This is a genomic window from Luteimonas cucumeris, assembly GCF_007830035.1.
GTDB lineage: Bacteria > Pseudomonadota > Gammaproteobacteria > Xanthomonadales > Xanthomonadaceae > Luteimonas_C > Luteimonas_C cucumeris.
Genome location: NZ_VLKN01000003.1, coordinates 277,296 through 290,864, shown reverse-complemented (window position 1 = coordinate 290,864; position 13,569 = coordinate 277,296). Strand labels below are relative to the sequence as shown.

General features: G+C 65.0%; 15 protein-coding genes and 1 tRNA gene. 14 read left to right on the top strand and 2 right to left on the bottom strand.

The window, feature by feature from the left end; all coding sequences use genetic code 11:
• Positions 1–85: 85 nt before the first annotated feature.
• Positions 86–1,234, bottom strand: coding sequence for a pyridoxal phosphate-dependent aminotransferase (locus tag IP90_RS07465; RefSeq protein WP_144898984.1), 1,149 nt, complete (start codon positions 1,232–1,234; stop codon positions 86–88).
• Positions 1,235–1,297: 63 nt separating this feature from the next.
• Here IP90_RS07465 and IP90_RS07460 point away from each other — a divergent pair, with 63 nt between their 5' ends.
• From IP90_RS07460 to IP90_RS07395, 14 genes are all read left to right on the top strand, one after another.
• Positions 1,298–1,783: a DUF3293 domain-containing protein gene (locus IP90_RS07460; RefSeq protein ID WP_144898983.1), complete on the top strand. Its 486-nt coding sequence runs from the start codon at positions 1,298–1,300 to the stop codon at positions 1,781–1,783.
• 32 nt (positions 1,784–1,815) lie between these two features.
• Positions 1,816–2,463 (top strand): heme ABC exporter ATP-binding protein CcmA, encoded by a 648-nt coding sequence (gene ccmA / locus IP90_RS07455; RefSeq protein WP_144898982.1) that lies wholly within the window; start codon positions 1,816–1,818, stop codon positions 2,461–2,463.
• A complete protein-coding gene (gene ccmB / locus IP90_RS07450) occupies positions 2,460–3,143 on the top strand; it encodes a heme exporter protein CcmB (RefSeq protein ID WP_144898981.1) in 684 nt (227 codons plus the stop codon). The genes ccmA and ccmB overlap by 4 nt, the downstream gene beginning before the upstream one ends.
• Before the next feature lie 62 nt (positions 3,144–3,205).
• Positions 3,206–3,958, top strand: coding sequence for a heme ABC transporter permease CcmC (ccmC, locus tag IP90_RS07445; RefSeq protein WP_144898980.1), 753 nt, complete (start codon positions 3,206–3,208; stop codon positions 3,956–3,958).
• Positions 3,955–4,122 carry a heme exporter protein CcmD gene (locus IP90_RS07440; RefSeq protein ID WP_144898979.1) on the top strand — a complete coding sequence of 56 codons (168 nt, stop codon included), beginning with the start codon at positions 3,955–3,957 and terminating at the stop codon, positions 4,120–4,122. Before ccmC ends, IP90_RS07440 begins: the two co-directional genes overlap by 4 nt.
• Positions 4,123–4,138: 16 nt before the next feature.
• Positions 4,139–4,603 carry a cytochrome c maturation protein CcmE gene (ccmE, locus tag IP90_RS07435; protein ID WP_144898978.1) on the top strand — a complete coding sequence of 155 codons (465 nt, stop codon included), beginning with the start codon at positions 4,139–4,141 and terminating at the stop codon, positions 4,601–4,603.
• The gene (locus tag IP90_RS07430) at positions 4,603–6,561 is read left to right on the top strand and encodes a heme lyase CcmF/NrfE family subunit (RefSeq protein WP_144898977.1); all 1,959 of its coding nucleotides are present in this window, start codon (positions 4,603–4,605) and stop codon (positions 6,559–6,561) included. The genes ccmE and IP90_RS07430 overlap by 1 nt, the downstream gene beginning before the upstream one ends.
• Positions 6,558–7,103, top strand: a complete 546-nt coding sequence (locus tag IP90_RS07425; RefSeq protein ID WP_144898976.1) for a DsbE family thiol:disulfide interchange protein — start codon at positions 6,558–6,560, stop codon at positions 7,101–7,103. The genes IP90_RS07430 and IP90_RS07425 overlap by 4 nt, the downstream gene beginning before the upstream one ends.
• A gap of 80 nt (positions 7,104–7,183) precedes the next feature.
• Positions 7,184–7,666, top strand: a complete 483-nt coding sequence (locus tag IP90_RS07420) for a cytochrome c-type biogenesis protein (protein ID WP_199753424.1) — start codon at positions 7,184–7,186, stop codon at positions 7,664–7,666.
• Positions 7,666–8,685: a tetratricopeptide repeat protein gene (locus IP90_RS07415; protein ID WP_144898975.1), complete on the top strand. Its 1,020-nt coding sequence runs from the start codon at positions 7,666–7,668 to the stop codon at positions 8,683–8,685. Before IP90_RS07420 ends, IP90_RS07415 begins: the two co-directional genes overlap by 1 nt.
• A 128-nt stretch (positions 8,686–8,813) precedes the next feature.
• Positions 8,814–9,926, top strand: a complete 1,113-nt coding sequence (gene metX, locus IP90_RS07410; protein WP_144898974.1) for a homoserine O-acetyltransferase MetX — start codon at positions 8,814–8,816, stop codon at positions 9,924–9,926.
• A gap of 132 nt (positions 9,927–10,058) precedes the next feature.
• Entirely contained in the window at positions 10,059–10,658 is a 600-nt protein-coding gene (locus IP90_RS07405; RefSeq protein ID WP_144898973.1) for a cysteine dioxygenase family protein, read from the top strand.
• Positions 10,659–10,713: 55 nt separating this feature from the next.
• Positions 10,714–11,166: a DUF2214 family protein gene (locus tag IP90_RS07400; protein WP_199753423.1), complete on the top strand. Its 453-nt coding sequence runs from the start codon at positions 10,714–10,716 to the stop codon at positions 11,164–11,166.
• A gap of 86 nt (positions 11,167–11,252) precedes the next feature.
• Positions 11,253–11,339 (top strand) — tRNA-Leu (locus tag IP90_RS07395).
• Between the two features lie 40 nt (positions 11,340–11,379).
• Here IP90_RS07395 and IP90_RS07390 read toward each other — a convergent pair.
• A complete protein-coding gene (locus IP90_RS07390) occupies positions 11,380–13,083 on the bottom strand; it encodes an AIPR family protein (protein WP_158635303.1) in 1,704 nt (567 codons plus the stop codon).
• Between the last annotated feature and the right edge of the window lie 486 nt (positions 13,084–13,569).

Below are 13,569 nucleotides of genomic sequence, written 5' to 3'. Positions count from 1 at the left end.
AGTGATTAGTGATTAGTGATTAGTGATTGGTCGCGTCGCGGCTCGCGCTCTTTCGAGTCACGAATCACGAATCACGAATGACGAATTACAGCTTCTGCAGCCGCTCGATCGCCGCATCCAGCGTCGCCTCGTTCTTGGCGAAGCACAGCCGCGCCAGCCGCTGTCCGGCCGGCGGGGTTTCGTAGAATGGCGACAGCGGAATCGCAGCGACGCCTTTGTCGGTGGTCAGCCAGCGGCAGAACGCCAGGTCGTCGAGATCGCTGACCGCGGAGTAATCGACCAGCTGGAAATAGCCGCCCGGTACCGGCAATGGCTTCAGCTGCGTGCCCAGCAGCTGCTCGCGGAAGCGATCGCGCTTGGCCTGGTAGAAGGCGCCAAGCTGCTCGTAGTGTTCCGGTTCGGCATCGAGCATCGCAGCGAACGCGTGCTGGGCGGGGTTGAAGGTGCAGAACACGTTGTACTGGTGCACCTTGCGGAACTCGGCGCTCAGCACCGGCGGCGCGATGCAGTATCCAACCTTCCAGCCGGTGCAGTGGTAGGTCTTGCCGAAGCTGGAAACGACGAAGGCGCGCTCGCGCAGTTCCGGGTAACGCAACGCCGACTCGTGGCGCGCACCGTCGAACACGATGTGCTCGTAGACCTCGTCCGACAGCAGGAAGATGTCGCTGCCGCGCAGCAGGTCCGCGACCGTTCGCATGTCGTCGGCCGACAGCATCGCCCCGGACGGGTTGTGCGGGCTGTTGATCATCAGCATCCGCGTGCGCGGCGTGATCGCGTCGCGCACGCACTGCCAGTCCGGCGCGAACGTCCGTGGGTCCAGCGGCACGTGCACGGCGCGCGCGCCGGCCAGGTCGATCGCCGGCTCGTAGCTGTCGTAGCAGGGATCGAGCACGATCACTTCCTCGCCCGGCCGCACCACCGCGGCGATGGCGTTGAAGATCGCCTCGGTGGCGCCGCTGGTCACCGTGATCTCGCTGTCGGCGTCGGCACGATGGCCGTAGACGCGCTGCGTCTTGGTGGCGATGGCCTGGCGCAGCGCGGGAATGCCGGTCATCGCCGCATACTGGTTGTGGCCGGCCTGCATCGCCCTGGCAAGTTCGTCGACCAGCCGCTTCGGCACCGCGAAATCGGGAAAACCCTGTCCAAGGTTGACCGCGCCGTGCTCGGCGGCAAGCTGCGACATCACGGTGAAGATGGTGGTGCCGACCTTCGGCAGTTTCGTCTGCAGCTGCATGGTTTTTCCCGATGGACGATGACCGGAGTTTACGGACCGCAGGTGATCGGTTAAACCGTCGACATGCACGAACGCGAAAACGAACGGATCACCCTGCTGCTGCGCGCCTATCTGGCGGCGGACTATCGCTGGCAGCACGACGGCGACTGGCACGATCTGCGCATAGGCCTGCCTGCGCCCGGCCCGGAACTGGCCTACCTCGATGCGCGGACCTTCGCCCTGCTGTCGGCCTGGGACCCGCAATCTGTGCCACGCGCGGAGGCCGTCAACCGGCACGCCGACCAGGAACTGCACGACGCGCTGCTGGCCAGCGGCCGGGCTTTCGTGCCGGCCTTCTCGTCGGCACCGGACCGCAGCTGGCGCGAACCGAGCTGGCTGGTAATGGACCTGGCGCTGGCAGACCTGGACGCGCTGGGAAGGCGCTTCGGCCAGCTCGGCATGCTGGTGTGGCAGCGCTCGCAGCCCGTGCGGCTGCGGATGATGTCGGCGCGACCGGACCACCTCGACGACCCGTTCGGGCAACTGACCTTCGTCGACTGGGTAGAATGAGCCCCTTGCCGCCACGCGGCACGCGACAACCGATGACCGCATCCCCGACCCACGCCCCGCCGCTGCTGGCCGCACGCGGCCTGAGTTTCGCGCGCAACGAGCAGCCGGTATTCGGCCCGTTGCATTTCGCCGTGGACGCCGGCGAGGCGTTGCTGGTGCGCGGCGACAACGGGGCCGGCAAGACCACGCTGCTGCGCGTGCTGGCCGGATTGCTGGGCGCCGAGACCGGCGCGATCGACATCGACGGCAAGCCGGCGCATTCGCGCGAACGTGGCCACGCCATCGCCTATCTCGGCCACCTGCCGGCGCTGAAGGCTGACCTGAGTGTGCTTCAGAACCTGGAATTCCTGTGCGGCCTGCACGGCCACCGACCACGGCAGACCATCGCCGACGCGCTGGGCATCGTCGGCCTGGCCGGATTCGAGGACGCCCCGGTACGGCAACTGTCCGCCGGGCAGAAGAAGCGCCTGTCGCTGGCGCGGCTGTGGCTGTCTCCGGCGCCGCTGTGGCTGCTCGACGAGCCTTACGCCAACCTCGATCTGGAAGGCATACACCTGGTGAACCGGATGATCTCCGCGCACCTGCAGGAAGGTGGCGCGGCACTGGTGACCACGCACGGCGCCTATGCGGCACCGCCGGTGCGGACGCGGGAACTGGTGCTGGGGGGCGGCGGCGCATGAGCACGCCAACCCTGTTCCAGGCCGCCCGCGCCCTCGTCGTCCGCGACCTGCAACTGCTGTGGCGCCGCCGCGGCGATGCGCTGCAACCGGCATTGTTCGCATTGCTGGTGGTGATGCTGTTCGCGCTGGCGATGGGCGGCGAGGCCCAGACGCTGGCCCGGATCGCCGCGCCGGTGCTGTGGCTGGCCTGCCTGCTGGCCGGGCTGCTGGCCCTGGACACGCTGTTCCGTGGCGATGCCGAGGATGGCTCACTGGAGCAATGGCTGCTGGCGCCGGTGCCGCTGGCCTGGCTGGTGCTGGTGCGCGTGCTGGTGCACTGGGCGACGACCGCGCTGCCGCTGCTGGTCGCGGTGCCGCTGCTGGCCGAACTGCTGCATCTGCCGCATGCGCGGCTGCCGGTGCTGCTGGCCTCACTGGCACTGGGTACGCCGCTGCTCAGCCTGCTGGGCGCCGTGGTGGCGGCATTAACCGTCGGCATGCGCCGCTCCGGTATCCTTGTCGCCCTGCTGGCACTGCCACTGTATGTGCCGGTGCTGGTGTTCGGGGCTGGCAGCGTGGCCGCCGCCGCGCAGGGTCTGGATCCGACCGGCGCGCTGCTGCTGCTGGCCGCGGGCCTGGTCCTGGCGCTGGTGCTGGCGCCGCTGGCGGCCGCGGCGGCGATACGGATCGCGCTGAGCTGAGAGATGGCCGCTTACCCTCACCCCAGCCCTCTCCCGCACGCGGGAGAGGGAGTAGAACAAGAATGAATCCCGTCGTCCGCTGGTTCCACCAACTCGGTTCGCCCCCCTATTTCGACCGCTTCGCTGCGCGCTGGGCGCCGTGGGCCCATGCGTCGGCGGTGCTGGTGATGGCCTGGGGCCTGTGGGGCGCGCTGTTCGACGTCCCCGCCGACTACCAGCAGGGCGACAGCTTCCGCATCCTCTACATCCATGTGCCGGCCGCGTGGATGAGCCTGTTCGTGTTCGGGCTGATGGCGTTCTACGCCGTGATCGCGCTGGTCTGGCGGATCAAGCTGTGCGAGATCCTGGCGATGGCCTGCGCGCCGATCGGCGCCGCCTTCACCGTCATCACCCTGGCCACCGGTTCGATCTGGGGTAAGCCGATGTGGGGCACCTGGTGGGACTGGGACCCGCGCCTGACCACCGAACTGGTCCTGCTGTTCCTGTACCTGGGCGTGATCGGTCTGTACCAGGCGATCGACGACCGCCGCGCCGCGGCGCGTGCCGCCGGCCTGCTGGCGATCGTCGGCGTGGCGCTGTTGCCGGTGATCCGCTATTCGGTGGTGTGGTGGAACTCGCTGCACCAGGGCCAGACGATCCGCCTGTTCGGCGAGTCGACGATGGACGCCAGCATGGTGCAGCCGCTGCTGTGGATGATCGTCGGCACCAAGCTTTGGTTCATCGGCTCGCTGCTGATGCGCGCCCGCGCCGACAACCTGCTGCGCGAATCGGGCAAGGACTGGGTGCGCAAGGCGGCCACGGAGAACGCGCGGTGAGCTACCAGAACTACGTGATCGCGGCCTACGCGGTGTTCTTCGTCGTGCTGCTCTGGGATTTCGTCGCGCCGCGCATCGCCATCCGGCAACTGCTGCGCGCGGCACGGCTGCGCGTGGCGCGGCAGGCAAGGCCCGACCTGAACCAACCGCTGACGCGCGAATGAAGACGAACGCAACCACATGAACCCGATCCGCAAACGCCGACTGCTGTTGATCCTGGCCCTGGTCGCCGCCGCCGCCGCCGCGACCACGCTGGTCGCCGTCGCGCTGCAGCGCAACGTCGCCTATCTGTATACGCCTTCCGAAGTGCTCGGTGGCGAGGCCGGCGAACATGCGCGCTTCCGTCTCGGCGGCATGGTGCAGGCCGGCTCGTTCAAGCGCGCGCCGGGTTCGATGGAAGCGCATTTCGCGGTCGACGACGGCGACGCCACCCTGCCCGTGGTCTACACCGGCATCCTGCCCGACCTGTTCCGCGAGAAGCAGGCGGTGATCGCCACCGGCCGCATGCAGAACGGCGTGTTCGTCGCCGAGCAGGTGCTGGCCAAGCACGACGAGACCTACATGCCGAAGGAAGTCGCCGACAAGATGGGCGCCGCGCACAAGAAGCACGACGTGCCCACGCCTGCCGAAGCGAAGGCCCACTAGTGCTGCCCGAACTCGGCCAGGTCGCGCTGATCCTGGCGCTGCTGATCGCCGCGCTGCAGGCGGCCCTGCCACTGGTCGGCGCGCAACGCGGCATCGACACGTGGATGGCGGTGGCGCGGCCTGCGGCGTACGCGCAGCTGGGACTGGTCGCTTTTGCCTTCGTAGTGCTCACCTACGGCTTCGTGAGTCAGGATTTCTCGCTGCAGTACGTCGCCGAGAACAGCAACTCGCTGTTGCCGGTGCATTACCGCTACACCGCGGTGTGGGGCGCGCACGAGGGTTCGCTGCTGCTGTGGGCGCTGATCCTGGCGCTGTGGACCGGCGCGGTCGCGTGGTTCTCGCAGGCGTTGCCGGCGGCAGTGATCGCGCGCGTGCTCGGGGTGATGGGGCTGGTCGCAGTCGGCTTCCTCGCCTTCCTGATCTTCACCAGCAATCCGTTCCTGCGGCTGCTGCCGGCCGCTGCCGAAGGCCGCGATCTGAACCCGCTGCTGCAGGATCCGGGGATGATCATCCATCCGCCGATGCTGTATGTCGGCTACGTCGGTTTCGCGGTGCCATTCGCGTTTGCGATCGCCGCGTTGCTGGATGGCCGCATCGATGCGCGCTGGCTGCGCTGGACGCGGCCGTGGACCAACGTAGCGTGGGCGTTCCTGACCGCCGGCATCGCACTCGGCAGTTGGTGGGCGTACTACGAACTGGGCTGGGGCGGCTGGTGGTTCTGGGATCCGGTCGAGAACGCCAGCTTCATGCCGTGGCTGGCCGGTACTGCGCTGCTGCATTCGCAGGCGGTCACGGAAAAACGCGGCAGCTTCGCCAGCTGGACGCTGCTGCTGGCGATCGCCACGTTCTCGCTGTCGCTGCTGGGCACCTTCCTGGTGCGCTCCGGCGTGCTGACCAGCGTGCATGCCTTCGCTGCCGATCCTTCGCGCGGCCTGTTCATCCTGATCTTCCTCGGCATCGTGATCGGCGGCTCGCTGCTGCTGTACGCATTGCGCTCGCCGACCCGGGACGAAGGCAAGCCGTTCGCCGCCGCGTCGCGCGAGACCCTGCTGCTGGTGAACAACCTGCTGCTGGTCGCGGCCTGCGCGATGGTGCTGCTCGGCACGCTGTATCCGCTGCTGGCCGATGCACTGGAACTGGGCAAGATCTCGGTCGGCCCGCCTTACTTCTCGCTGCTGTTCGTGCTGCTGATGGCGCCGTTGGTATTGCTGGTCCCGTTCGGTCCGCTGACGCGCTGGCAGCGCGACGACGTGTCGCGTCCGCTGCGGATGCTGTTGCCCTGGGCCGGACTGGCGGTTGGCATCGGTGTCGCCACCTTCTTCATGGCGCCGCAGGGCGCACTGAAAACCTCGCTGGGCGTCGCCGGTGCGGCCTGGGTCGGCGCCGGCACGCTGCGCTTCGTGTGGTCGCGTTTCGCCGGCAACGGCAACCGCTTCACTGCCGAGATGCTCGGCATGACGCTGGCGCATCTGGGCATCGCCGTGTTCCTGGTCGGCGCACTGCTGACCGAAAGCCTCAGCCGCCAGCACGAGCTCGCGCTGCGACCGGGGCAGACGGTGGAACTGGGCCGCTACAGTTTCCGCTTCGAAGGCGCCACGCATTACGAAGGCCCCAACTACGTCGCCGACCGCGGCACCGTGCAGGTGTTCCGCGGCGACACACCGATGGCCACGCTGCATCCTGAAAAACGCAGCTACGCCAGCGGCGGCCAGGTGATGACCGAAGCCGACCTCGCCCCCGGCCTGCTGCGCGACCTGTACGTCGCACTGGGCGAACCGCTCGGCAACGAGGCCTGGGCCGTGCGCGTGCACGTCAAGCCGTTCGTGCGCTGGATCTGGGCTGGCGCGGCATTGATGGCACTGGGCGGACTGGTCGCCGCCGGCGATCGTCGTTTCCGCACGGTGCGCCAGAGCGCCGCGCGCCCGGCCGAAGTCCTGCAACAGGAGGCATTGGGATGAACATGAAACGCTGGTTGCCGCTGATCGTCTTCGCATTGCTGGCCGTGCTGCTCGCCGCGGGCGTCTGGCTCAGCCGCAATCCGAATCGCGATGCCCTGCCATCACCGCTGATCGGCAAGCCCGCACCGGCTTTCGACCTGCCGGTGCTGCACGATCCCGGCCAGCGCGTGTCGCTGAAGAAACTGCGCGGCGCGCCGTTCGTGATGAACGTCTGGGGCAGCTGGTGCGCCGAATGCCGCGTCGAACATCCGGTGCTGACCCGCTTCGCCGAGAGCAAGCGCGTGCGCGTGATCGGTTACAACTGGAAAGACGAACGCGAGGACGCGTTGCGCTGGCTCGAGCAGTTCGGCAACCCGTTCTTCGTGGTCGTCACCGACGTTGAAGGCAAGACCGCCATCGACTGGGGCATCTACGGCGCACCGGAAACCTTCCTGGTCGACGCCGACGGCATCATCCGCTGGAAGCACGTCGGTGCACTGACCGACACCGTGGTGCAGCAGGAACTGTTGCCGGCGCTGGAAAAAGCGGAAAAGAAGCGCTGATGGTTGTGCCACTATCCTCCCCCGAAGCCGTCATCCCGGCGCAAGCCGGGATCCAGCGCCCTTGCCTCCGTAAACGAGAAATGCTGGATCGCGGCCTGCGCCGGGATGACGCCGCGCTGAGAGCCCCGGTTTTATTGGCGATGCTGCTGGTCATGATGTTCACCGCCTTCACCGCCTTCGCTCAGGCCAACCACGACCCCGCCCCACTGCAATTCCAGAACAGCGCCGAGGAACGACGCTTCCACGCCCTCGCCGCCGAACTGCGCTGCGTGATGTGCCAGAACCAGTCGCTGGCCGACTCCAATGCCATGATCGCCCGCGACCTGCGCGTCGAAGTGCTCGAGTTGATGCGCGACGGCATGAGCGATGCGCAGATCAAGACGCACCTGGTGCAGCGCTACGGCGATTTCGTGCTGTACAAGCCGCGCGTCGAATCCAAGACGTGGTTGCTGTGGTTCGGTCCGGCGTTGTTGCTGCTCGCCGGCGGATTCCTGGTCTATCGCATCGTGCGCTCGCGCAGCAGCGGCCGGGCCGTGCCCGGCGACGACGCGCAGGAGTGGTGATGGTTGTCTTCGTGGTGTTCGCCGTGTTGCTGTCGGCGCTGGTGCTGTCGTGGGTGCTGCGTCCGTTGTGGCGCGACCGGCCGCTGCCCGCGTTCGCGTTCATGGTCGTGCTGCTGCTGGCGACGGCCGGCCTGTACTGGCTGGTCGGCACGCCGGCCGCGCTGGATCCGGCCACGCAGCGCACGCCTGCCAGCCTGGAAGACGCCATCGCGCAACTCGAAGGCGAGCTGTTGCGCGATCCGCGCCAGCTCGACGGCTGGCGCCTGCTCGGCCGCTCCTACCGCGAGCAGCAGCGTCCGGCCAAAGCGCTCGAGGCCTACACGCGCGCGGCGAAGCTGGCACCGGACGACGACGACATCCAGGTCGAATACGCCGAAGCGCGGGCGCTGGCCGACAAGCAGCATCGTTTCGATGCCGAAGCCGTGGCGCTGCTGCAACAGGTGCTGCAGCGTTCGCCCGGACACCAGCGCGCGCGCTGGTTTCTCGGCATCGCGCAACGCCAGGCAGGCAAGCCTGCGGATGCGGCCCGCACCTGGGAACCGTTGCTGGCAATGGTCGATGCCGACACCGCCACCACGTTGCGACCGCAGATCGACGCTGCCCGCGCGGAGGCCGGACTGCCGCCGCTGGCTGCGGATTCCACTGCCAGCGCGACACCTGCCACCGGCGCGCATGCGTTGACCGTCAAGGTCGCGCTCGATCCCGACTTCGCATCGCGCGTGCGCCTGGACGGCAGCAGCGTGTTCGTGATCGCGCGCAAGCCCGGCGGCCCGCCAATGCCGATCGCGGTCGAAAAACACGGCGTGCAGCAATTGCCGTTGACGGTCACGCTGGACGACGGCGACAGCCCGATGCCGACGCAGAAGCTGTCGGCGCTGCAGGAAGTCGAAGTCTTCGCGCGCCTGTCCGCCAGCGGCAACGCGATGCGGCAGGAAGGCGACATCGATTCGAAACCGGTACGCGTGACATTGCCTGCGAAGCAGCCGGTGGAACTGGTGATCGGTGCCGCAGCGCCGTAATGCGCCAGCCGTCATCCCGGCGAACGCCGGGATCCAGCGACTTTGCTTTTGGCGCGGTTGAACAGCGAGAATCAAAAGCACTGGATCCCGGCGTTCGCCGGAATGACGGCTCAAAAAGAACAACACCCATGACCGAATTCATCCCGCCCGGCACGCGCTTCGTCGAACTGCCCTCGCCGTTCCCGATGAAGCGCGGCGGTGAACTGCACGGCGCGCGCATCGCCTACGAAACCTGGGGCGCGCTCAACGCCGCGCGCGACAACGCGGTGCTGATCGTCACCGGCCTGTCGCCCGATGCGCATGCCGCCGCCAACACAGCCAATCCCGAACCCGGCTGGTGGGAAGCGATGCTCGGCCCCGGCAAACCGATCGACAGCGACCGCTGGTTCGTGGTCTGCGTCAATTCGCTGGGCAGCTGCAAGGGTTCCACCGGTCCGGCCTCGATCGATCCGGCGACCGGCGAGCTCTATCGTCTCGCCTTCCCGGAACTGTCGATCGAGGACATCGCCGATGCTGCCGTGCACGTCGTGCATGCGCTCGGCATCGAACAGCTGTCCTGCGTGATCGGCAACTCGATGGGCGGCATGACCGCGCTGGCGCTGCTCGCACGCCATCCCGGCATCGCCCGCGGCCACATCAACATCTCCGGTGCGGCGCGCGCACTGCCGTTCTCGATCGCGATCCGTTCGCTGCAACGCGAGGCGATCCGGCTCGATCCGAAATGGAACAACGGCCACTACGACGAGCACGACTACCCGGAAAGCGGCATGCGCATGGCGCGCAAGCTCGGCGTCATCACCTATCGCTCGGCGCTGGAATGGGACGGCCGCTTCGGTCGCGTGCGGCTGGATTCGGACCGCCGCGACGACGAGGACCCGTTCGGCCTGGAGTTCGAGGTCGAAAGCTACCTGGAAGGCCACGCGCGCCGCTTCGTGCGCCGCTTTGATCCCAACTGCTACCTCTACCTCAGCCGCTGCATGGACTGGTTCGACCTCGGCGAATCCTGCGGCGGCACCGCCGATGCCGGCCTCGCGCGGATCCGCGTCGACAGGGCGCTGGCGATCGGCGTGCATACCGACATCCTGTTCCCGCTGCAGCAGCAACAGCAGATCGCCGACGGCCTGCGCGCCGGCGGCAACGACGCAAGCTTCCTGGCGCTGGAATCGCCGCAGGGCCACGACGCCTTCCTGGTCGACATCGCCCGCTTCGGCCCCGCCGTCTCCGGATTCCTCGCCTCGTAGGGTGGGCCCGGCCCACCGATACGGATTTTCGGCCTGCACCGCTACCCGGTGGCATCGACCAGACCGGACACGTGCCGCAGGCTGTTCAAGGCGCGGTGGGCCAGGGCCCGCCCACGGCGTTAGAATGACCGCATGAACACCAACGCCTCCGATTGCCACTCCGTCGAGTTCCGCGGCCGTGAAAAACTCGTTGCCGCCGTCGACGCCGCCGTCGCCCAGCCCGACGAGCACGCCGTCACCGCCGCATTGCGCAACAGCCTGTGCGCGCTGATCCGCGATCCGGACGTGCACCTGCCGGACTGTGTGTTCGATCCCATCGAAGACCATTACGCGCGTCGCGAGATCTATCGCAGCCCCGAGCATGGCTACAGCGTCGTGGCGATGACCTGGGGACCGGGCCAGGGCACGCCGATCCATGACCACTCCGGCCTTTGGTGCGTCGAAGGCGTCTGGGACGGCGAACTGGAGATCACCCAGTACGAACTGCTCGAACAGGACGGCGACCGTTTCCACTTCCGCGCCGCCGGCGGCATGCACGCCGGCCCCGGCAGCGCCGGCAGCCTGATCCCGCCGCACGAGTACCACACCATCTGCAACGCCAGCGCCGACCGCGTCGCCGTCTCGCTGCACATCTACAAGGCGCCGATGGAGTGCTGCTCCAAGTTCCAGCCGCAATCGGGCGAATGGTTCCTGCGCCTCGACAGCACCCTGGCCACGGACGAAGCCGCCTGACGATCAGCGACGCGCGCCCGGTGCTTTCCTTCCCAGCCTCCAGCCGGACTCCCACATGCTGACCGACCTGACGCTCGCCATCCTGCACCACCTGCTGATCTTCGGCCTGGTCGCGATGCTGGTCACGCAATCGGTGCTGCTGACCCGCCCGATCGACAGCGGCGCACTCAAGCGCCTGTCCGGCGTCGACCGCGGCTACGGCATCACCGCGTTACTGCTGCTGGTGGTCGGCTTCAGCCGCGTCTTCCACGGCATCAAGGGTTATGACTTCTACCTGCACAACCCCTGGTTCCACGCAAAGGTCGGCGCCTTCGTACTGGTCGGCGTGCTGTCAATCTGGCCGACGCTGCGCTTCCTGCGCTGGCGCAAGGCGATGAAGGCCGACCCCGGCTTCCTACCCTCCACCGCCGAGGCCACAGGCATGGCCCGCATCGTCCGCTTCGAACTGATGCTGGTCGGCGTGATCTTCGTCCTCGCTGCGTCGATGGCCCGCTTCGGCGGGTTCTGAGAAGCCCTCTCCCGCTAGCGGGAGAGGGTTGGGTGAGGGCGAGCCTGTCCACCGCCAAGCCGGTCTCGGCTATACTTCGCGACCGCGCCGAAGTGGCGGAATCGGTAGACGCAGCGGACTCAAAATCCGCCGCCCTTAAAAGCGTGTGGGTTCGAGTCCCACCTTCGGCACCAGACAAAAGGCCAGGCGAAAGCCTGGCCTTTTGCCGTCGAGCTAGGCTGTAGCGGCTACGCTCGCCGCGGCTTCCACTTCAGCACTGAATGCCGTGGCGCGACCCCGCCTAATTGCCTTCTCATAGCTGGGAATAATCTGCTTTGCCAACGCACGGACTGCTGTGGGGCTCTTCAGCTCACGCTTATGATCGAATGGATTCTTTGCCTGTTCGCGTTCTTCCAGTTCGGCATTCATATCGACGATTAAGTCGGACAGTATTTTTTTTGCAATTTCCTTAAGTTGATCAAAGCCAATTTTATCGACAATGGGTTTTGGCTCGCGAATGAACTGCTTGCCGATAGCGTCCACCTCTAATGCTTGACGCAAGAGGTACAGCATTAAAAAACGAGTCAGCGTGTAACTTGCAACTAGTTTGTTCTGCAACTCCGGCAATGTTTCAAGAACAGCATCAAACAGCACAGAGAGCGTCGCTACGCGCGCGGCCACGACTTCCTTTCGACCAAAAATATCGCTGTGCAATTCATCGAACAAACGATAGGTCTGATGACAGGCCCAAGGTTGCTGCAAATCAAACGCCAGCAAGTACCTCGCTGCCTCCTCATTAGTAATGACATTTGTCGCGTTGATAACTTCTCCGCGCTTTATTTCATAGCCAAATAAACCACTAAATACCGCATTGAATTCAGCCTGAAGACGACGCTGCATAGTGCTATTGGACTGAAGATCTCGCGCGCTTATCGAATTCTGATTATTACTATGCCGTGTGATCTTTGCAGCCAACTCACTCCCAGGCTGCAACTGAATAACCCGAGCCAACAATCGCAATTCGTCAGTAATCTTGGTGCGGTTCTCGAACAGTGTTGTAAGACTTTGACAGCCATTGACTACGGTATAGCCATTGATTGTCAGGGAATCATCACCAAGGTGCGCCTCCTCAGTCAAAATTGTCAGCCCATTGTGGTAAAGAACAAAATTCTTGTGCTCAGGCTGATCCTTCACACTTTCTGCAATCGCCTTATTGACCTTTGTTTTTCCTAGCGTCTGCCGGACGTTCCAAGCGAACAATTCTCCGCTTTGCAATCCAGCCATTGCTACCAGTTCGCTAGCCAACAGTGGCGCCACATACACAGTCGCGTCTGGGGTCATGTATTGAATAGAGGCGAGCCCATCTAACCGGAACGTCATTGCCGTGTGCACTGGCGCCGCATCGCCGGGAGGCACCCAATTTTCATTCAGCGCCACGCCATCGAAAACTGAAATATCCGGTCTCGACGACAAATAGGCGACTGCTGAAGCATCCTTGTTGGCGTTCGTAATGAACACCCCACGAACCTCGTAACCCTTCTCAACAAGGCCAGCAAGATCAGCTTCTTTAATAAGATGTTGTAGTTCTTTATTTCCCGTCGAATTTTGCAAGTCTTCAATGGACTGTCGAGTCCGTAGCTGGTCGAGCGTCCCAGAAAACTGCTTGAGATCGCCATCTCCCAACGTCTTGGCGCCGTTTTGTCGGAGCTTTGTCTGAAATACAACAATGCGTTCGATGTTTTCATCAACATAAATGCCATCAATACCCTTGTCGTCAGGCCCGTCGCAGATGGCGTCCTGAGCATCTGTTTCGTCTAGACGGTAATAGTTTTCTAGGAACCACCCCAGTAGTGCTCGTGACTCAACCCTACCGGCGATCAAATGATTGCCGAAAAGTTTAAGGATGGTTGGGTAAGATAGATCGAGTGCTGCAGTCATCGAGCGCCCCTTGTTAGCGATGTTGCCGAGGATGGGACTACCTGGTAGGTCGGTCAATAAGGAGGCACGGCTCCTGCCCGCCCCACACACTCTTCGGGAAGGGCTTTCTCGTATTCGGGAGTCGTCCGGAACGGTTCGCGAGGCTTTGGACAGTCTCAGACACCCTGGTTGGCATGCTGCTTGCTGCGGACGCCAGGCCGAAAGCAGGTCCCTCACTGCGTTCGGCATGCCGGCTGCACAGACAACCGACGCATCGAAAGCAGATCCACCGCTTCGCTCGGGAAGACAGCTATGCCAAGGGAGTCATGATCAAGAGTCGCCTGTCAGAAGTTCCTCGAATAACAGTTGCCCGAAGCGGTTCGCAGGACGCGGCCTGTCGAAACTCGCCCACTGTCGACGGACATCGCGTTGCCGCGCCAGGGGTTGCGATCCGATAAGCGTCATGTAAACTCGCCGCTCGCTTCATTCGAGGCCGCCGCTATGAGA